Source organism: Runella aurantiaca, from assembly GCF_003339505.1.
GTDB classification, from domain to species: Bacteria; Bacteroidota; Bacteroidia; order Cytophagales; family Spirosomataceae; genus Runella; species Runella aurantiaca.
Window position 1 is genome coordinate 44,586 of record NZ_QPIW01000035.1, and the last position, 18,690, is coordinate 63,275.

The following is an 18,690-nucleotide window of genomic DNA, read 5'->3' on the forward strand; positions in this document are numbered from 1 at the left end:
GCTAATTGAGATATTGTTTTAACGAACGGGTTTTAGCGGTTTATTGTTAAAAATTTCGAAAATTCCCGCCCGTCACTTAATCTTATAACGTAAAAATAAGTGCCCGTAGGGATATTATTTTGGGAATTAATACCCCCGTTCCAATCATTTTTATAATCTTCGTTTCGGTAAACCAGACCGCCCCATCGGTTATATACTTCCAGCAAGGCGGTTAGGCCGATTGGTTTTTTTACGACAAAAAAATCGTTGATGCCATCTGAATTGGGTGAAAATCCTTCTGGAAGCAATAAGTCATGTCCTGCATCTTTCAAGGTATTTAGCGCCACAACGGTAGGCACTGAATCGTCGGTTGGGTCTTCATTTTGATTAAGGTCTGGCCAATTTCCGTTGGTCGATTGGTCGGTACAAAAATTTCCATTGACATCCTGTGCCCTTGCATAGGCGGTATTATAAAATAAACTGTCTTTTGCATCGGTAGTATTGATGACTGCTTTAAGGGTTACACTCAAGGTTTGCCCTGACAATAAAGAGCCTGACTCTGGCACCAAGAGGTTGTAATGACCATTTTGCCCTGTGTAAGCGGTGTCAATGGTAAGTGCCGAAACAAAGTCAACGGCCTTTACTATTGGTTTTCCCACAATAATTGCGCCATTTTTGAAAACTGTATCTAAACTGTCTATGAGTTCAATTTGCTTAAGTTCATTGTTGCCCATGTTGACAATTTGAATAGTGTACTCAATTTCAAACAGTTGTGCCGAAAGTTGTACCCATCCTTTTACTAATTTATTGATACCGATAATTTCTTTGGGAGACAAAGGTGCGGCCTTAATTTCCAATTCCTTTACATCCACACCTGCTTTACAGGGGCCTTCGCCGTCAGGGTCGTCGCTAGAAAAATGAATAGATACCTTTCCTGCCTGACGGTCTTCTGGGGATGGAGTGTAAATCACCGATAGCCCAACCATCGTATTGAATACTCCTGTGCCGTTGGTTTTCCATTGACCAGTAGCAGCGATGCCCGCAATTTTGCCTTCCAGTGAATAATTGCCTGCTGTCGTTAGCTCGGCTTTGACAATCGCAGCCGTTGCAGGATTTGTACTGCAAAGTGGCAAGGCATTTTGACAGGCATTGATTATTGTTTTAATGGGGGTTGCTTCACTGTAACAACCTTCCTTGTTTCGGGCAAACAAGTAAAAGGTACGGCTTTCTGTAATGGCTCCTACTTCTGCGACCAAAGGCGAAGCGGGAGAGTCGCTAGTATGGGCCTCATGGTAAACCCCTGTTACTGCTTTTACTGTAATAGCAGAAGATAAATCAACGGTGGTATAAGGGCATTCATTCTTTAATTCCTGTACTGCTTGCGGCTTGGTGGGGGTGGACTCTTTGGTATATATTATAATAGGAGAAGAAAAATTGCTTTGGCAAGTGCCTTGCACACAAACGGCTGAATAAGTTGTTGTTTCGTTTGGAGAGACAGTGATGGTTTGCCCTTCCATTGTCGTGTTCCATTTGACGATTCCCAAACAGCCTTCGGCCGTAATTGTTAGACTTTCACCAACGCAAACGGCACTTTTAGTGGATGTTAACACGGGTGGTTTGGGGGGGGCAACTTGGATAATGAGAGTGCTTTTGACGGGCTCGCATCCGTCTGTTTCGCAAAAGGCCCAGTACTCGGTCGTATGGTTGGGTTTGACCGTAATGGCGCTTCCCGTTTCCATCGTTGACCATTTTATTTGCCCGGCACAGTTGCCTGTAGCCGATAAAATAGTGCTTTGTCCTTCGCAGATAGTGGGTTGAGAGGCCTTTAACCTTAAAGGTTCACCTCCCATAACCGCAATAATGACATCATCCGCAAAACAACTCACGCAGCCTTCTGTACGACATGTAGCGGTGTATTTAGCCGTTGCTACTGGATAAACAACAATTTCCTTCCCAACCATTCCATTAGACCAAATCACCTCACCGGAGCATCCTTTCGTGGTTAATTTAACAGAATCACCGAAACAAAGCTTGGTTTTTGTAGCTTCAACAACTGGAGTAGCGGGAGTAGAAACCGTAATAATCAACTCATTTGATGCTTTGCTTTTACAAGCTCCCTTTAGGCAAGCCGCTTGGAAGGTCGTCGTTTGAGTCGGATAAACAGTGAGGGTTACTCCCGTCTTTTTAGTTGACCATTCAACAGTTCCATCGCATCCTGTGGCCTTAAACACTACTGGTTGCCCTGCACAACTGACTTGTTTTTGACAACTGATAGTGGGCGCGGCTAAACTATCACAGTTTTCGTGCGCGGTTGCTGAGGTATGGTAACTAAACAGAACAGCTATTATAACCAGATATGATGCTGAGCGTAATTTCATACTTTGATTTTTAGACTCAATGTAGAATTATATTTTTTCTATAATTGAGGTCACTTACCTTCGTGTAAACATTGTTTAGACTTCAAATCATAAATCGTGCCAATAGTACTTTCATAATTGCAGTAAAACCCTCTCTAATTACGAAAACATGAACCATTTTCAAGGAAAAACGGCCTTTATTACTGGCGCAAGCCGAGGCATCGGATTGGCCATTGGGCTGCGTTTGGCGCAGGAGGGAGCCAATGTCGTCATTGCTGCCAAGACGACCGAACCCCATCCCAAGTTACCGGGAACCATCTACACAGCTGCGGCCGAAATTGAAGCTGCTGGCGGCAAAGCTTTGCCCTTAATCGTAAATGTTCGAGAAGAACAACAGGTGTATGATGCAGTGGAAGAGGCTGTAAAGGTTTTTGGCGGAATTGATATTCTGGTCAATAATGCCAGCGCTATTCAGTTGACCCCCACCTTAATGACCGACATGAAGCGGTATGATTTAATGCATCAAATCAACACCCGAGGTACATTTCTTACGAGCAAAGCCTGTTTGCCATATCTACTTAAAGCAGACAATCCCCATGTACTGAATTTGTCACCACCGCTCAACATGGAGGCTCGTTGGTTTGCTCCTCATGTTGCTTATACGATGGCAAAATTCGGGATGAGTATGTGCGTATTGGGGATGGCGTCAGAGTTTCGAAAGCAGGGTGTGGCTTTCAATGCGCTGTGGCCTAAAACCGCCATTGCAACGGCCGCAGTTCGAAATCTTTTGGGAGGAGAGCAATCCATTCAAAGATGTCGAAAACCAGAAATTATGGCTGATGCTGCCTATGCTGTTTTGAGCAGAGGCAGTCGCGAGTGTACAGGTAATTTTTTCATTGATGAAGAGGTCTTGCGTGAGAGTGGGGTCACAAACTTCGACAAGTACAAGTACACTGAAGTGAATGATAGTGAACTGCTGCCAGATTTTTTTATTTAATTTTAACCATCTGAGCCTCCCTTTGGCTTAGGTGATTAAAGAAACTTCTTAGGTTTTTTCGATGAGGAAGAAAATTTAAATAGAGTAAAATATGATTTCCAATTACTTTGGAATAAGCTTTGGAAATTGTACCTGATATTATTGTCAAACTAAGTATTTTGCTTGATAATACAGCAGTTACGTTTGAGAGAGCAATCGGTAAAATGTCCTTAAGAAGAAAGGTTTTCTTATTTAACGGTTGATTAAATGGGAAGGATTTAAAAAAAAATAAAAAAAACTAACACTTGATTTGACAGTTTTTTTTCTGAAATCTTATAGCTTTGTACCGCATTTTTTATAAGTATTTTAAGAAATCACCAACAAAAATTTTCTTGGTTAAAGCATTAACCGTTTAAAATTTTCGTTTTCTTTACAGCGCAAACACTTAAACTATTTTTCAATTAAACCCTAAAAGTAAGTCTGATGGAAAAGAAGGCTACATCTCCCGCACCGGCCAAAGCGGCCGCTCCCAAAAAACAAGCTGGTGGTCTTAACCCCATTTTGGTTATCCCTGTATTGTTGGTTATTGCTTATCTCGTTTACACGTTTATTTGCGGTGACTCTAGTCACTTTGTAGATGGAGACCACGAGAAAGGACCAAAATCTGGCGATTATTTCGGTATCGTATATGAAGGGGGACCTATCGTGCCATTGTTGTTTACCTGTTTTTTAACAGTATTAGTTTTCTCAATTGAGCGTTTCTTTATCCTTGGCCGTGCCAATGGTTCAGGTTCAATTGATGAGTTTGTTCGCAAAGTGAAAAGCCTTCTTGACAAGAACGAAATTGAAGCGGCTATCAAAGAGTGTGACAAACAAAAAGGTTCAGTTGGTAACGTTGTAAAAACGGCCCTTCACAAGTTCGTTGAACTTCGTACGGAAACCGAACTGACTAAAGATCAAAAATTGGCGGCTCTTCAGAAAGAAGTTGAAGAAGCAACCAGCCTTGAGTTGCCTATGCTTGAGAAAAACTTGACCATTATCGCAACCTTGGCGTCTGTTTCTACCTTGACGGCTCTTCTTGGAACGGTTTTGGGTATGATTCGTGCGTTTGCCGCTATGGGTAACACTGGTGCTCCTGATACTGGCGCTCTTGCAACAGGTATCTCTGAAGCACTTGTAAACACGGCCCTCGGTATCGGTACTGCGGCTATTGCTACAATCATGTACAGCTACTTTACAAGCCGTATTGATACGTTGACTTACAAAATTGACGAAATCGGTCTGAGCATCCAGCAAAATTTCTCAGCTCATAACTAAGAGTTGGCAGGGCAAATGTTATATATAAAAAAATTATATATAAATATTTGCTTTGTATTTGTTCGTGTTCTACATTTGTATTGTCAATTTAAAACGAAAGTAATATGCCTGCTCTAAAACCCAAACGGAATTATCCGATGATGGACATGACGGCGATGTGTGACGTAGCCTTTCTGCTGCTGACCTTCTTTATCTTGACGGCTCAGTTCAAGGCACAAGATGCGGCAACCATCGAAACGCCCTCGTCTATATCGGCTATCAAAGTTCCCGATAAGGACATTATGATTATTAGCATAGGCAAAGACGGAAAAGTTTATTTTGGAGTGGATAACCAGCAGACGCGCCTTGCAATGCTGGATAATATCACCCAAACGGAAGGGATACAATTTACTGACAAGCAGAAAAAAGTATTCTCTCTTCAAGCTAACTTTGGTGTTCCAATCCGCTCTTTACCTCAATGGCTCAACGTAGGCGTGACTAATCCTGATAAAATGAAGGATGTGCCACAACCTGGTATTCCAACTGACTCAACTTCACAAAATGAGTTGGCTAAGTGGATTTACCAAGCACGCCGTGCCAATCCCCAACTTCGTATCGCTATCAAAGGTGATAACGTTGCTAAGTTTGCTGTATTCAAAGATGTAATGGGCTCACTACAAGCACAAAACATCAACAAGTTTAACTTGATTACAGGAACGGAGGCCCCACCCGCTGGCTGGAAAGCAGAATAATTAACCAAACCACTATTAAAATCTTTTAAGAAATGTCAGAAATAGCACAAGGTGGTGGTGGCGGACACGGTGATAAGAAAGTCCGCAGTAAAAAAGCCTCTACACGCGTAGATATGACCCCGATGGTGGACTTGGGCTTCCTGCTCATTACGTTCTTCATCTTGGCTACTACGCTCAGCAAGCCTTCGTCGATGTCGTTGGCAGTGCCTGATAAGCAAAATAAAGACCAACCTCAAGATACCGAACCTCTTAAAGCCTCAAAAGTATTAACGTTATTTTTAGGTAAGGATAATACGGTTTGGGCGCTTGATCGGATTGCGGCTGATGATGACAAAGCCAAAACAGACTTGAAAAAAGTCTCTTTTGGTCCTGATTTGCGTACCTTGATCTTTCAGGCACAGGCGCAAGTAGACCGTGAGCACGGTAAAGATGAAAAAGGCATAAGCCAATTCGTAGTTGTTATCAAACCTTTGAGGAGCAGTACCTACAAAAATATGGTAGACGCTCTTGATGAGATGGCAGTAACTAGAAGTAAACGTTACGCCCTCGTAGATGCACTTACGACTGCTGAGAAAGAACTTTTAGGAGACAAAGCAGAATAATTGTATTTTATTTTATTAAAAAAATAACCAAACGCAATGGCTGAAACTAAAGCATCCGCGGTAACTCTCGACGATATTATCTTTGAGAACCGCAATAAAGCGTATGGTGCGTATGACCTGAGAAAAGTATACCGTCCAACGCTGACCAAATCCATGTTTATTGGTATCGGTCTGTTTGTATTGGCAATGCTTTCTCCGGCCCTCATCAGTCTGATTCCGCAGAAAGAAGAAGAACAATTCATGTCGGAAATTGACTTGATGAAGATTCCGCCACCGCCAATCGACCCTAACGAGCCACCTCCGCCGCCACCTCCGCCAATTGAGGTGCCAAAAGTGGCTACCATCAAATTTCTTCCTCCTGAAGTGAAGAAAGATGAAGAAGTACCAGAAGAAACACCTCCACCAGTGGTGGAAGAACTGGAAAAAGCAGTAGTTGCTGACAAAACACAGGAAGGTGATGAGAATGCCCAAGAGGCAATTATCGCCCCTGAAGAAACCGCTCCTGTAAAAGAAGAGGTGAAAGTTGTGGAAGCCGCTCCTGTTGAAGAACAAGTTTTTCAGGTGGTTGAGCAAAATCCAGAATTTCCAGGAGGACTAAGTGCACTGGGGCAATACTTAGGTAAAAATATCAAGTATCCTGCTGCTGCGTCTCGCGCTAACGTATCTGGAAGAGTATTTTTAACATTCGTAGTAAATACGGATGGTAGTATTCAGGATATTGCCGTACTCAAAGGTTTGGGATTCGGCTGCGACGAAGAAGCTATTCGAGTTGTAAAAGGTATGCCTAAATGGAAGCCAGGAAAACAGTCTGGCCGTAACGTGCGGGTAAAATACAACTTACCAATCAGTTTTGTATTGGAATAAGTAGCATGAAGCGTAAACCATTTTACCGGCAACTTTCGTCGATACTTTCGATGAGTATAGGGCTGGCATATTTCGGAGGAGGCCTCTTTTTGGTGGCCTCCTCTGCTACTTTTGGGATGTTACCTTCCGGATTAATCAGGTACCTGTTTGGGGGAATGCTGGTTGTGTATGGCGGTTATCGATTTTATCGTGGATATGTTCAGTACCAAAATGAAGATGTTTAGAACCTCATTCTTTATACTTTCTGTGCTTTGGGTAGTTTCCTGCAAGAGGCCAGAAGATTCAACGTCTCATGGCCGGGTTACTATTACGGCGGATGAGTCTCTCCAACCCATGCTTGATCAGGTGTATCAGGCTTATGAGCATACCTTTCCAGAAACGCATTTTGATGTTCGGTACCTCCCTGAACATCAAGCGGCTGCTTTTATGTTAAAAGACAGCGCTCGTCTGGCATTTGTGACCCGTGAGTTCACGGCCGAAGAACAGAAAGTTTTTAAGTCCAAAGGGATAAAATACAATCCTCAACATATTGCCACGGATGGAGTGGCACTATTAATAAACCGGTCTAATCCCGATACACTGATTACGCTAGAGCAAATATCAGGTGTATTTAAAGGAACAGTCAAAACATGGGGACAGCTTGGAAGTGCTAATCAGGTGGAGGATATTGTGCTTGTATTTGACAATGCCAATTCGAGTAATCTTAATTTTATCATGAAAAAATTTGGCCTGTCGGATGTGAAAGGACTTAATATTTTTTCGGCAGGGTCCAACAAAAAAGTCATAGAATATGTAAAGCAACACCCTAATGCTTTAGGGTTTATTGGGGTAAGTTGGATAAGCGACGGAGAGGCGCCACTTACGGCCGAACTTTCGCAAGGGCTGCGCGTAATGGGAGTGGCTGAGAAACCAAATCCTACGAATGAAGATTATTATCAGCCTTTTCAAGATGATTTAAAGTGGAGAAGATACCCGCTGCATCGGAAAGTGTACGTTATAAGTCGTGAGATGCATTCGGGCTTAGGGAGTGGATTGGTCAATTATATTATGCGGGATGTGGGGAGTTTAGTTATTGAAAAGTGCGGTCTTTGGCCCGCAAAACCATTTAATCGGGAAGTAATTTTAAAGAAAGAAATATAAAATTTTTCGGTTATCTAACAATTTCATAGTTTTGTTACCCGTTGTTTGAGTCATTTAAACTTTTTTTATATCACCTCCATTTTCAACCTACTGAAAGATGAACATTAGATTCAAATCGTGGTTGGTAGCGTTTGCAGCAAGTGCGTTTGTCTACAGTCAGACTTCTGCTCAAGACATCGCCACCGGTTTAAAGCAATTGGACGGCAACCAGGCTTGCTTGGCGAAAGAAACATTTGAGAAGTTGGCCACTGCCACTCCTTCTGCTGACAACCAGTTCTACTTAGGCTACTACTACCTCCGCACCAAGCAGCCTGATCTCGCAAAAGCTGCATTTGAAAAAGGCTTAGCCGCAGACCCCAAGAGCAAAGAAAACCTCAATAAGGTAGGAATGGGAGCTGTTGCTTTGGCCCAAGGTGACCGTACAGGCGCCCAAACGATTTTTGCCGAAGTGCTGAAGGCAACCAAAAACAAGAATGTAAATGTACTGCAGCGCATCAGCGAAGCGTATACTGGCTATGTGGTGATAGATTCAATGAAACCTATCTACAAGACCACTGACCCAGCCAAGGCGGTAGAATTAGCTGATATTGCCATTGCATTGATGCTGAAAGGCGGAGACAAAAATCAGGAAGTTTACATGGCCAAGGGAGATGCCTTTTATATTAAAGGTGAAGCAGGACCCGCAGTATCGGCCTATGAAGATGCCATTAATGTTACGCCAGGCTTAGGAAAAGCTTTTGCTAAAGTGGCTAAAATTTATTGGGGTGGCCGCAATTATGAATTGGCCCAAACCAACTTTAAAAAAGCAATTGAAGTTGACCCTGATTATGCCCCTGCCAACAAAGAATACGCTGAGCTATACTTCTATGTTCGTCAATACAAACAGGCATCACGTTATATGGATGCTTACATAGAAAAGATTACGGCGTGTGCTTCAGATGATGAAGTGTTGCGTAGTGCGCAGTTTAACTTCGTGGCGGAAGAGTTCTCAAAAGTAAACTCGAAAATTGCGAAAGTAATGAGCAGTGGCCGCACCAGCGATGTATTGTATCGTATGATGGGATGGGCCGCTTACAAAGAAAATCAGTACGAAAAAGCCATCGAAAACTTGAATAAGTTTTTGAAACAGGCGCCACAAAAAGCGATTGATAACGATTATCGCTACCTTGGAAATGCGATGTTGCGTATTTCTCCAGCCGATACCGCCGCCGCCGTGGCGAATTTGGAGAAAGCGGCAGAAATGGATACCGTCGATAACGGTTACAAAGAAATCGCTGCTTTCTACAATGCTGCGAAGGATTATGAAAAAGCGATTGTTTACTATAAGAAGGTGATTGCTCGTGAAAAAACACCTGGCTTGCAGGATTATGTAAACCTCTCTTTGCCTTTGTACAATGTTGCCAACAGAACGTTTGCTTCGGGGCCTGACTCTCTTGCATTGCGTGAGAAAAAGCGTAATTACTTCTTGGCAGCAGATTCATTGTACATAAAAATGATCGAGCGTAAGCCAGATTATCTGTATGCACACGGCCAACGGGCAAAAGCTAATTACTTTGCCTATACACGTGAAGAAGCGATGACAAATGGTATTGCGATTCCGCTCATGGAAAACTATATCAAGCTTGCTTCGGCAGCCCCCATGGATGATGCTATAAAGGCTAACTTCAAGTTGTTTTATCAAGTACTGGGAGCATATAGTGTGATTACGCTGAAGGATGAAGCGAAAGCGAAGGAATGGTTTACTAAATTATTGGAAATTGATCCAGGTAATAAAGTTGCGAATGACTTCCTGAACCCGCCAGCACCCGAGCAGCCTGCTCAACCCGCAGCTAAGCCTCCAGTGAAGAAAAAAGCATAAAAACATTATGCATAAAAAAAGCCTCTCGTGTCGATCACGAGGGGCTTTTTTGTGGCGCTTAAAAACTAAAGGGCCAATTGATGTCTACTGAAATACTGATTTAATACAACGTGGTATTTTTCATTAAAATGTTCGTAACACCACGTTTTAAGCCGTTTTACATCTTCGGGCAATAGCACCTTCAATGCTTTGCGTAACTCTTTTTCAAACAGCTTCTTGTCAAAACTTACTTTTACAAGCACAGTCTTAATAAACTCTAACATAGTCGCCATAGTAGATTCATAATTTTAAAGAAATGGATAAGAGGATGGACCTTTGGTAAATTAACGAACTGGGTGTAGGTATTATGTCGTACGAGTCTGTTAATTTTGCATTAAATATAACGATGAAAAAAGAAAACAGATATATACTTTTTTTGATTTTTTTTTGGACTATATCCATAGCTCAATCGCAGGTGACTGAAAACCCCTTTGAGATTGAATTTAGCGGTACCAAAATTAACGTACAAGAGCCTTTTACTATATCAGTCAAAGTAACGGGACTTGAACAGGTGCCATTGATTTCATTCCCTGACAATATCAAAAATTTTCAAAAACGGGAAAGTTCGCGGTCAAGCCTTACAAATCAAGTAGGTGGTAAAACCATTGTGACTTATACTATCTCACAAAATTATTACCCGATAAAAACGGGTACGTTTACAATAGGCTCACTGGAAATTTTAGTAAATAAACAAATCCTGCGCTCGGAGGGGACTACTGTGACGGTGGAATCTGCCACTGAGGAGGAAACGCAAGAAATCACACAAGAATCGGCCGAAATAAGCGCAGAATTGGAAAAAGAGGCTTCACAAGGAGTGTTTTTGGCGGTTAGTGTAGATAAAAAGCGGGTATATGTGCAACAGGGTTTTAACTTGCGGCTTTCCTTGCTGGTTTCTGAAAACAATGCCGCAGAAATGGATTTCTACGAAGTAGAAAAGCAGCTGGAAAAAATCCTCAAAATCCTCAAACCCGCCAATTGTTGGGAAGAGAATTTCGGTATTCAGGAAATTCCTGATATTCCGATAACCATAAATGGAAAACGATTTACGGAGTATCGGATTTATCAAGCGTCCTTTTTTCCTCTAAATAACCAATCCATTAGGCTTCCTTCCGTAGGCTGGATGATGAAAATGATAACGAAGTCGGAAGAAGGAAAAGATGTGATAGAATTAAAAACCTATACCTCTAAACCGCTCACGATTGAAGTAATGAGTCTACCGCCTCACCCGTTGCGAAATCAGGTCATCGTTGGAAATTTTAGGTTAGAAGAAAAAATTAACAGCAGCCAACTTAAAACTGGAAACAGTTATCGGTATAATTTCAGCATAGTGGGCGAAGGAAATATTCAATCCGTTCGTGAACCAACATTTACGAATATGGCATTGTTTGATGTATATCCCCCCGATATAGAAAATAATATAGTTCGACAAAAAAATAGGATTGCTGGTGCAAAAACGTTTCAGTATCAGGTAATTCCAAAACAAAGTGGTAGTTTTTTGTTAAACAATTTGGTATTTTGGGTCTATTTTAATCCGCAGAAGCAAAAATATGATACGCTGCGTTCAACGCTTAACCTGACGATTGTTGGAGAAAATGTTCAGAATACGCAATTGTTGACTTCGGATGCGGAGTCGGTTTATACTGGCATAGAGCAATGGGATAGTATGAAACCAGTGGTTGATTACCAGACCATTATTCGCAATATTGCCAACATCTTAATTGTAATAATGTTGATTGTAATGATTTTTATGTTTAGAAAATAATGAGCAGTACGTACGGAAAAATATTTAAAATAGCCACCTTCGGCGAATCACACGGCGCGGCCATCGGGGTAGTGGTAGAAGGATGCCCTGCGGGCGTAACGTTTGATTTGGCATTTATTCAGCAGGAATTAGATCGTCGCAAACCTGGCCAATCGCGCATTACAACCCAACGCCGCGAGGCTGATACGGTTCAGGTTTTATCAGGGGTTTTTGAAGAAAAAACAACGGGTACTCCCATCTCAATGGTGATTTGGAACGAAGACCAGCGCAGCAAGGATTATTCACATATTGCCGACCAATATCGGCCGTCGCACGCGGATTTCACCTATCAAACCAAGTACGGTGTTCGGGATTATCGGGGCGGAGGGCGTAGTTCAGCCCGCGAAACGGCGGCCAGGGTTGCGGCGGGAGCCTTGGCAAAATTAGTACTTGCTGACCTCGGTGTAACAGTGCAGGGGTATGTTTCGCAGGTTGGAAAATTGAAATTGGATAAAGAATATCACGAACTTGACCTATCGCTGACCGACTCTAACGCCGTTCGCTGTCCCGATCCAGTGATGGCGCAAGAAATGTTTGACTACATTGACGCTATTCGTAAGGAGGGTGACTCTATCGGTGGTATTGTAAGCGGCGTACTCAAAGGTGTTCCGGTAGGCTGGGGCGAACCCGTATTTGATAAACTTCATGCAGAGCTTGGGAAAGCAATGCTGAGTATCAATGCTGTCAAAGGATTTGAATACGGAAGTGGTTTTGCGGGTGTGAAATTGCTCGGCTCTGAACACAACGATGCTTTTTATACCGACGAGGACGGCAGAGTACGTACCCGTACCAATCACTCAGGAGGGATTCAGGGCGGAATTTCCAACGGCGAAGATATTTTCTTTAACGTGGCTTTTAAGCCCGTAGCGACCATCATGCAAGAGCAAGAAAGTATCAACCGTGAAGGGGAGAAAATTTTGGTACAGGGTAAGGGACGGCACGACCCGTGCGTGTTGCCAAGAGCAGTACCCATCGTGGAAGCCATGGCCGCGCTGGTCTTGGTAGATTTCTACCTGAGAGATAGGACAATCCGGCATAAATAGTTTGACTTTAGCCGTATCTTTGCTAAATTTGTTAATAAATAAATATTTTCCTAGCTATGAAATTTACTGTATCGTCGTCGGTTTTGCTTAAACAACTCGCAGCGATTAACGGCGTCGTTTCCACTAATCCGATTGTTCCTATTCTTGAAAATTTTCTGTTTCAGCTAGATAACAACCTGCTTACTGTTACAGCATCTGATTTACAGACGGTGATGGTAACAGAATTGCCAGTGGAATCATCTGATAAAGGAGCGATTGCGATTCCCGCCAAACTGCTTTTAGATACCCTGCGCGGCTTGCCAGAGCAGCCGATTACGCTCAACATAGACAGTGATACCTTTGGCATTGAAATTATCTCTGACAATGGTCGCTATAAACTTTCGGGAGAGAACCCCATAGACTTTCCAAAGATACCTTCGGTCAATCGGGCATTCTCGGTTGAGTTATCGTCTCATGCCCTTTCAAATGCCATTGCCAATACGCTCTTTGCGACCAGTACCGACGAGTTGCGTCCTGCGATGACAGGGGTATTTTTGCAGCTCGGTGCTGATTACGCCACGTTTGTGGCCACAGATGGCCACCGGCTCATCCGCTATCGTCGGTATGATGTTAAGTCGTTGGTCGATACTACGATGATTATTCCACGGAAAGCGTTGAACCTGTTGAAAACTTCGCTCCCCTCTGAGAGTGTACCCGTCAAAGCCGAATTCAGCCAAGCCAACGCCTTTTTTAGTTTTGCCAATATTCGTATGATTTGCCGGTTGATTGACGAGCGCTTTCCTGATTACGAAAACGCGATTCCAACCAATAATCCAAACGTGTTGACCATCAGTCGGGGTGAGGTACTGAATTCATTGCGTCGTATTTCGATTTACTCAAACCGGACTACGCACCAAATTAGGTTAAAACTCACGCCACCAAACCAACTTGTTATTTCGGCCGAAGATTTAGATTATTCTAATGAAGCCAATGAGCGCTTGTTGTGTGAATACAACGGCGATGAAATGGAGATTGGGTTCAACGCCAAGTTTTTGATTGAAATGCTGAATAACTTAGATACGAGTACTTTGTCATTTGAATTGTCGGCGCCTAACCGTGCAGGGCTTGTCGTACCGTTGGAAAAAGAAGATGATGAGGATATTCTGATGCTGGTTATGCCAGTGATGTTGAATACCTATGCTTAATCAATAAGGATAAAAGTTGAAGGTTAGGAAGCCCCGGTGTTTTCTAACCTTTAATTTTTTAGTAGCTTACGGGCCATGTCGACGCAAAAAACACCCTTACTGCCGAGTCTCTCGGCTTTTTTTTTAACGGTATTACCCTTCATCACGAGTTCGATATTAGGGGCTTGGATTATCAGGAATGAAACCCTCATTGAGCGTTTTAATCTACAAGATTGGGCAATTGTGTGCGTTGTATGTGCTTTGGCGTGTGCATTGGCATTAATTCCGCCTACTTTGCTGGCTTTTGCTTTTGGGTATTTTCTGGGATGGTGGGCATTGGTTCCCTTGATTTTGCTCAATCTCGCGGCCATTGCCCTCGTGTACGAGATTACCAAACGTTTGAATGGTGAGGTGCTACTGCGTTATCTTTCACATTTTCCGCGGGTAGTTTCGATGCTGAATCGTATTCAGAAAGATGAATTACAATTCGTTTTTTTTACCAAACTCTCCCCCGTTGTTCCATTTGCGTTGACCAATCTTGTATTCTCGCTATTGAAAATACGCTTTTCCAACGTCATTTTAGGTGGTTTTTTAGGCATGATTCCCCGTACGGCGTTGGCAGTTTGGGTCGGACTTGAAGCAAAAGGATTACGTCAATTGATTGAAAATCCCAACGAAAATATAACCAGCCGGGTAGTAGTGATTATTCTAGTGATTGTCTCTGTGATTGGCCTTACCCGAGTATTTGTTAAACGATAAGTTTGGATTGATTATGGGTTTTCGGTCGTAAAAGGCGGGTTTTGTTCAAACCACTCCGCTACTTTTTCAATCAAACGGTGATGCCCCGTTTTAAGAATAATTGGCGCTGAATTTGGCAGGCGTTTCATTAAAGGCTGCACATAAGAAGCGGGCAATACCCCATCAAACCGTCCTAAAAATAGCTTTAAATCAATTTTATATTTGAGAATGATACTCGCTAATGCGGGAATATCAGGCTGGATAGTGCTAAAACCTACCCATGAGCGGTAAATGCGCTCGCGCTGGGCGGCGGTAGCAAGGGTAGACTGGGCAAATTTTACCGCGCTCTTCTCCACCAATCCTAATTTCTGAAATGGGTAAGCCAACTTTTTAAAGTGTTCGACATTCCCAACAACGAATTTAAAGAGTTTTTTTGTTAGCCAAAATCGCGTTGCCAACCGATACCACGGGCTTTCGGTAATTCCATCGGGAGCCAACAGCCAGCAGGAGATAATCTGGTTTGGGAATAGTTGTAGTGTAGCCAAGGCAAATTTACCTCCCATGCTGAACCCGACAACCGAAAAAGTTTGCAGGTGATTTTCGGCCAAAAAGACCTCTAGGGTGTCTTGCCACTCCGCCATAGACAGTTTTTCGGTATCCATGGCGGGGCTTTTTCCGTGAAATGGTAAATCAAAAAGGTAAAATGTGTACTGTTTCTTCAAGACATTGACCAAGGGCAAAAAACAGCGATGGTCTTGTCCAATGCCGTGAAATGCCAAAAGAGGCAGTGGGCCATCGCCGTAGGTTTGATAATGGAGGCGCATTTGAAGGATTTAGTAGCCAACACTCGTATCGTCACCTCGGGGGTCAGAGCCACCTTCGAGACGACCGTCGGGCAGTACCAAAATGCAGTCCATGCGTCCGATGGTGTTGCGTTGCATTTCAAGAATGTATGATTTTGAGAGCAATCGTTGCAGAACGCCTTCCGTAAAAGCACCGTTTTCAAAAGTGGTTTTATCGGGAAGCCACTGATGGTGAAACTTATACGCGTTTACGGCCTGTTGCATGGTCATGCCGTGCTCTACCACGTTCAGGATGGTTTGAAAGACAGACGTGATGATCGTTGACCCGCCGGGCGTTCCGACAACCATGTATAATTTTTTGTCTTTTTCGAGAATCGTGGGGGTCATGGAGGATAACATTCGTTTGCTGGGAGCAATGGCGTTGGCTTTGTTGCCAATCAACCCAAACATGTTGGGAACGCCCGGTTTGATGCTGAAATCGTCCATTTCATTGTTCATAAAGAAGCCCGCTCCTTTGACAATCACGCGGCTGCCGTAGCCTCCGTTGAGGGTTGTCGTCACCGAAACGGCATTGCCTTCGCGGTCTACAATCGAAAAATGCGTCGTTTCCATGCTTTCATAGCCCGAAATATCGCCGCCTTTGATGGCCTTGCTATCGCTTGCTTTGGCAAAGTCAAAATCTTTCCACCGATTTTTTAGGTAGTTGGAAGCGATGAGTTGTTTGATGGGTACTTTCACAAAATCAGGGTCGCCCAAAAACTTGGCACGGTCGGCATAAACGCGACGCTCGGCCTCAATCATAACTTGAACGGTAGAGTCTGAGTGCCATCCCCAACGTTTGAGAGGATAAGGTTCAACCAGTTTCATCAATTGTAATAAAGCCACGCCACCACTCGAAACGGGCGGCATCGTAATGAGTTTGTAGTCTTTGTACTTACCAACGAGTGGCTTACGCCAAACCGCTTGGTATTGTTTTAAGTCTTCGGCCGAAATAAACCCTTTGCCGCGCTGCATTTCGGCCACGAGCAAATCCGCCGTTTCACCTTCATAAAAACCTGCCCGGCCGTGTTCCTGAATCCGACGCAGTGTTTTTCCTAAATCAGTCTGAATAAGTGTATCACCTGCTTGCCAATCGCGGCCATCCTTGCGCCGAAAATACGTGGTATCGGCATTGATTTTTACCAAATCACCTTTGATGCGGTTGAGTCCAGTTGCTTCTTTGGTGGTAAGAATGACGCCCTTCTCCGCCAAATCAATGGCAGGTTGCAGTAGGGTAGCCCAAGAAAGTTTTGAGAATTTTTCGTGGATTTGTACCATGCCGTCTACCGAGCCCGGAACCCCGCTTGCTAGGTGGCCCGTCATGCTTAATCCTTGAATTACGTTGCCTTGGGCATCCAAATACATGTCTTTGTGGCCTTGGATGGGCGCTTTTTCGCGAAAATCAAGGGTGTAGTTTTTGCCTTTTTTGGAACGATACACAAAAAAGCCGCCTCCGCCGATGTTGCCCGCTGAAGGGTGTACTACCGCCAGTGCAAACTGAACGGCCACGGCCGCATCGGCGGCTGAGCCTCCCTTTTTTAAAATTTCGGTTCCCACTCGTGAGGCTTCTGGATGAGCCGTAGCGACCATGCCATTGGAAGCAATAACTCCCTGACGGTCTGAATAAAATGGTTTTTGGTTGGGGTCGTCGGTGAGAAACTGGTAAAAACCTTTGTTTTCTTTTACTTCTTGACCAAAAGCAGAAAAGCCGATACATACGGCCAGTACGTTGATGAAAAATTTGTTCATAAAGTGGGCATTGGAAAGTTTACGCTTTCAATTTACAAAAAGTCTTTCATTTTGCTTCCATAACAAAAGTTTTAGAAATTGCAGCCCATAAAATCATGACCAACATGGATAATTTTGACGATGATGATGACGAGGATTTTGGATTTAACGAAGAGGATTTCAATTCGGAAGAATCGAGGCGAGAATTTCAGCGGGAAAATGAGCGGGTAGACAATCTGCCGATTATGAAAAAAGCGCGGGAGATTTTCGATATTGTGGATTCGCTCGTCGAATTAATTGACGACGATGACGCGTTTATCGCTCATTATCGCAGTATGTTGTTTGAAGATGCAAGTATCATTTGTGCCAAAATTGCGGGGGCAGAAGGGGGAGATTTGTACAGCTTGCGCATGGAAAATGCGGTATTAATCAAAATCCATGCGCGCAATCTGCTGGCTCAGACTTCAGGCTTGAAAATGCTTGGTTTTAAAGACGTGCGTTATCTGCAAGTGCTTCGCGATGCCATCGAGGAGTTTCGACTGCTTTTTCTTGAGTGGGTTGAGGGTTTTGACAAAACAAACGATATGTCTGATAATTGGGGTAACCTGTTTCGGTAGCGTTTATATTTCAAACAAAAATCCTTTGGAAACCAGCTCTTGGTAGCGTTTTTCGTCAAACTGAAAAAAGTACGCTCCCCGTCGCGAAGTGCCTTTTTGCTTTTCTTTAAGTTTGACTAACAAATTCATGTTCAGGATTTTTTTGCTAAAATTACGCTTATCGAGCGGACGTCCTAAAATGGATTCGTACAGATTTCGCAACTCCAACATGGTGAATTTTTCGGGCAAAAGTTCAAAGCCGATGGGTTGATAGCGCACTTTTCGGCGGAGCTGTTCCAGTGCTTTCTCAAACATCATAAAGTGGTCATACACCAATTCTAATTGCAGCACCTTCGAAATCGGTTGCCAAGTAGCGCCGTATTCGTGGGAGAGTTGATCGAGGGTGGGTTCTACTTCAATGAGGGCGTAGTAGCACGTAGTGATGACCCGGTCGGTAGGAACCCGATACACATCTCCAAACGTATATACCTGCTCCATATACACATCCTGAAGGCCCGTAAGTTTTACCACGGTTTTGCGTGCTGCGTCGTCGATGCTTTCTTCGGGATGCACAAAACCGCCCAAAAGCGCCCAGTGCCCAACCAAGGGCTCGTAGGGAAAACGGTGCAATAAAAGATGAAGTTCGGTGCCGTAAAATCCAAAAATAACGCAGTCGACAGAGTTAAGTAGACCAGTTTCTTCTTTGTGATAGTGTGGGGTAGGATGTCCGGTAAAACGAACAAACGGCCTGTTTTTTTGATTGATGGTCGACGGTTCGCTCATCCTTAATGTGTTTTTTTTGTACTGAATAAAAAAGGCAATAGACGATGAAAAATACCAATGTGTTGGCACATTTTTCGTTTATAATGTAGTTTCTACTTGTCGTGTATCTCAATAGGTATTTTTGACCGTAACG

At 43.4% G+C, this 18,690-nt stretch carries 18 protein-coding genes; 13 read left to right on the forward strand and 5 right to left on the reverse strand.

The window, feature by feature from the left end; genetic code table 11:
* Positions 1–32: 32 nt before the first annotated feature.
* Positions 33–2,357: a T9SS type B sorting domain-containing protein gene (locus tag DVG78_RS26740; RefSeq protein WP_114464065.1), complete on the reverse strand. Its 2,325-nt coding sequence runs from the start codon at positions 2,355–2,357 to the stop codon at positions 33–35.
* Positions 2,358–2,505: 148 nt separating this feature from the next.
* Between DVG78_RS26740 and DVG78_RS26745 the strand changes: the two genes are divergently transcribed.
* The 8 genes from DVG78_RS26745 to DVG78_RS26780 all read left to right on the forward strand — a co-directional run bounded on the left by DVG78_RS26745 (position 2,506) and on the right by DVG78_RS26780 (position 9,824).
* Positions 2,506–3,333, forward strand: a complete 828-nt coding sequence (locus DVG78_RS26745; protein ID WP_114464066.1) for an SDR family oxidoreductase — start codon at positions 2,506–2,508, stop codon at positions 3,331–3,333.
* Positions 3,334–3,795: 462 nt separating this feature from the next.
* A complete protein-coding gene (locus DVG78_RS26750) occupies positions 3,796–4,629 on the forward strand; it encodes a MotA/TolQ/ExbB proton channel family protein (RefSeq protein WP_114464067.1) in 834 nt (277 codons plus the stop codon).
* Positions 4,630–4,733: 104 nt separating this feature from the next.
* On the forward strand, positions 4,734–5,360 hold the full coding sequence (locus DVG78_RS26755) for an ExbD/TolR family protein (RefSeq protein WP_114464068.1): 627 nt from the start codon (positions 4,734–4,736) through the stop codon (positions 5,358–5,360).
* 32 nt (positions 5,361–5,392) lie between these two features.
* Positions 5,393–5,962 (forward strand): ExbD/TolR family protein, encoded by a 570-nt coding sequence (locus DVG78_RS26760; RefSeq protein ID WP_114464069.1) that lies wholly within the window; start codon positions 5,393–5,395, stop codon positions 5,960–5,962.
* 36 nt (positions 5,963–5,998) lie between these two features.
* A complete protein-coding gene (locus DVG78_RS26765; RefSeq protein ID WP_114464070.1) occupies positions 5,999–6,826 on the forward strand; it encodes an energy transducer TonB in 828 nt (275 codons plus the stop codon).
* Positions 6,827–6,831: 5 nt separating this feature from the next.
* Positions 6,832–7,050, forward strand: coding sequence for a hypothetical protein (locus DVG78_RS26770; protein ID WP_114464071.1), 219 nt, complete (start codon positions 6,832–6,834; stop codon positions 7,048–7,050).
* On the forward strand, positions 7,043–7,966 hold the full coding sequence (locus DVG78_RS26775; protein WP_262511877.1) for a PstS family phosphate ABC transporter substrate-binding protein: 924 nt from the start codon (positions 7,043–7,045) through the stop codon (positions 7,964–7,966). Before DVG78_RS26770 ends, DVG78_RS26775 begins: the two co-directional genes overlap by 8 nt.
* A gap of 97 nt (positions 7,967–8,063) precedes the next feature.
* A complete protein-coding gene (locus DVG78_RS26780; protein ID WP_114464073.1) occupies positions 8,064–9,824 on the forward strand; it encodes a tetratricopeptide repeat protein in 1,761 nt (586 codons plus the stop codon).
* Between the two features lie 65 nt (positions 9,825–9,889).
* Here DVG78_RS26780 and DVG78_RS26785 read toward each other — a convergent pair whose 3' ends face one another.
* Positions 9,890–10,096, reverse strand: a complete 207-nt coding sequence (locus DVG78_RS26785) for a hypothetical protein (protein WP_114067939.1) — start codon at positions 10,094–10,096, stop codon at positions 9,890–9,892.
* 113 nt (positions 10,097–10,209) lie between these two features.
* Here DVG78_RS26785 and DVG78_RS26790 point away from each other — a divergent pair, with 113 nt between their 5' ends.
* The 4 genes from DVG78_RS26790 (at position 10,210) to DVG78_RS26805 (ending at position 14,629) form a co-directional block, all read left to right on the forward strand.
* On the forward strand, positions 10,210–11,625 hold the full coding sequence (locus tag DVG78_RS26790) for a BatD family protein (protein WP_158550110.1): 1,416 nt from the start codon (positions 10,210–10,212) through the stop codon (positions 11,623–11,625).
* A complete protein-coding gene (gene aroC, locus DVG78_RS26795; protein WP_114464075.1) occupies positions 11,625–12,707 on the forward strand; it encodes a chorismate synthase in 1,083 nt (360 codons plus the stop codon). Before DVG78_RS26790 ends, aroC begins: the two co-directional genes overlap by 1 nt.
* A gap of 56 nt (positions 12,708–12,763) precedes the next feature.
* A complete protein-coding gene (gene dnaN / locus DVG78_RS26800; protein WP_114464076.1) occupies positions 12,764–13,891 on the forward strand; it encodes a DNA polymerase III subunit beta in 1,128 nt (375 codons plus the stop codon).
* A 75-nt stretch (positions 13,892–13,966) separates the two neighbouring features.
* Positions 13,967–14,629, forward strand: coding sequence for a TVP38/TMEM64 family protein (locus DVG78_RS26805; RefSeq protein ID WP_114464077.1), 663 nt, complete (start codon positions 13,967–13,969; stop codon positions 14,627–14,629).
* An 11-nt stretch (positions 14,630–14,640) separates the two neighbouring features.
* On the opposite strand, the gene DVG78_RS26810 is transcribed toward DVG78_RS26805, so the two are convergent.
* Complete coding sequence (locus tag DVG78_RS26810; protein ID WP_114464078.1) at positions 14,641–15,432, reverse strand: alpha/beta fold hydrolase; 792 nt, start codon at positions 15,430–15,432, stop codon at positions 14,641–14,643.
* Positions 15,433–15,441: 9 nt separating this feature from the next.
* Positions 15,442–17,199 carry a gamma-glutamyltransferase gene (gene ggt, locus DVG78_RS26815; protein WP_114464079.1) on the reverse strand — a complete coding sequence of 586 codons (1,758 nt, stop codon included), beginning with the start codon at positions 17,197–17,199 and terminating at the stop codon, positions 15,442–15,444.
* Positions 17,200–17,303: 104 nt separating this feature from the next.
* Here ggt and DVG78_RS26820 point away from each other — a divergent pair, with 104 nt between their 5' ends.
* A complete protein-coding gene (locus tag DVG78_RS26820) occupies positions 17,304–17,795 on the forward strand; it encodes a hypothetical protein (protein WP_114464089.1) in 492 nt (163 codons plus the stop codon).
* A gap of 3 nt (positions 17,796–17,798) precedes the next feature.
* Here DVG78_RS26820 and DVG78_RS26825 read toward each other — a convergent pair whose 3' ends face one another.
* Positions 17,799–18,557, reverse strand: coding sequence for an NUDIX hydrolase (locus DVG78_RS26825; RefSeq protein ID WP_158550112.1), 759 nt, complete (start codon positions 18,555–18,557; stop codon positions 17,799–17,801).
* Positions 18,558–18,690 lie beyond the last annotated feature (133 nt).

Excerpts from the sequence above, each read along its gene's own strand:
- DVG78_RS26740 (WP_114464065.1), bottom strand. The coding sequence starts at position 2,357 with ATGAAATTACGCTCAGCATCATATCTGGTTATAATAGCTGTTCTGTTT.
- DVG78_RS26745 (WP_114464066.1), top strand. The coding sequence starts at position 2,506 with ATGAACCATTTTCAAGGAAAAACGGCCTTTATTACTGGCGCAAGCCGA.
- DVG78_RS26750 (WP_114464067.1), top strand. The coding sequence starts at position 3,796 with ATGGAAAAGAAGGCTACATCTCCCGCACCGGCCAAAGCGGCCGCTCCC.
- DVG78_RS26755 (WP_114464068.1), top strand. The coding sequence starts at position 4,734 with ATGCCTGCTCTAAAACCCAAACGGAATTATCCGATGATGGACATGACG.
- DVG78_RS26760 (WP_114464069.1), top strand. The coding sequence starts at position 5,393 with ATGTCAGAAATAGCACAAGGTGGTGGTGGCGGACACGGTGATAAGAAA.
- DVG78_RS26765 (WP_114464070.1), top strand. The coding sequence starts at position 5,999 with ATGGCTGAAACTAAAGCATCCGCGGTAACTCTCGACGATATTATCTTT.
- DVG78_RS26770 (WP_114464071.1), top strand. The coding sequence starts at position 6,832 with ATGAAGCGTAAACCATTTTACCGGCAACTTTCGTCGATACTTTCGATG.
- DVG78_RS26775 (WP_262511877.1), top strand. The coding sequence starts at position 7,043 with ATGTTTAGAACCTCATTCTTTATACTTTCTGTGCTTTGGGTAGTTTCC.
- DVG78_RS26780 (WP_114464073.1), top strand. The coding sequence starts at position 8,064 with ATGAACATTAGATTCAAATCGTGGTTGGTAGCGTTTGCAGCAAGTGCG.
- DVG78_RS26785 (WP_114067939.1), bottom strand. The coding sequence starts at position 10,096 with ATGGCGACTATGTTAGAGTTTATTAAGACTGTGCTTGTAAAAGTAAGT.
- DVG78_RS26790 (WP_158550110.1), top strand. The coding sequence starts at position 10,210 with ATGAAAAAAGAAAACAGATATATACTTTTTTTGATTTTTTTTTGGACT.
- aroC (WP_114464075.1), top strand. The coding sequence starts at position 11,625 with ATGAGCAGTACGTACGGAAAAATATTTAAAATAGCCACCTTCGGCGAA.
- dnaN (WP_114464076.1), top strand. The coding sequence starts at position 12,764 with ATGAAATTTACTGTATCGTCGTCGGTTTTGCTTAAACAACTCGCAGCG.
- DVG78_RS26805 (WP_114464077.1), top strand. The coding sequence starts at position 13,967 with ATGTCGACGCAAAAAACACCCTTACTGCCGAGTCTCTCGGCTTTTTTT.
- DVG78_RS26810 (WP_114464078.1), bottom strand. The coding sequence starts at position 15,432 with ATGCGCCTCCATTATCAAACCTACGGCGATGGCCCACTGCCTCTTTTG.
- ggt (WP_114464079.1), bottom strand. The coding sequence starts at position 17,199 with ATGAACAAATTTTTCATCAACGTACTGGCCGTATGTATCGGCTTTTCT.
- DVG78_RS26820 (WP_114464089.1), top strand. The coding sequence starts at position 17,304 with ATGGATAATTTTGACGATGATGATGACGAGGATTTTGGATTTAACGAA.
- DVG78_RS26825 (WP_158550112.1), bottom strand. The coding sequence starts at position 18,557 with ATGAGCGAACCGTCGACCATCAATCAAAAAAACAGGCCGTTTGTTCGT.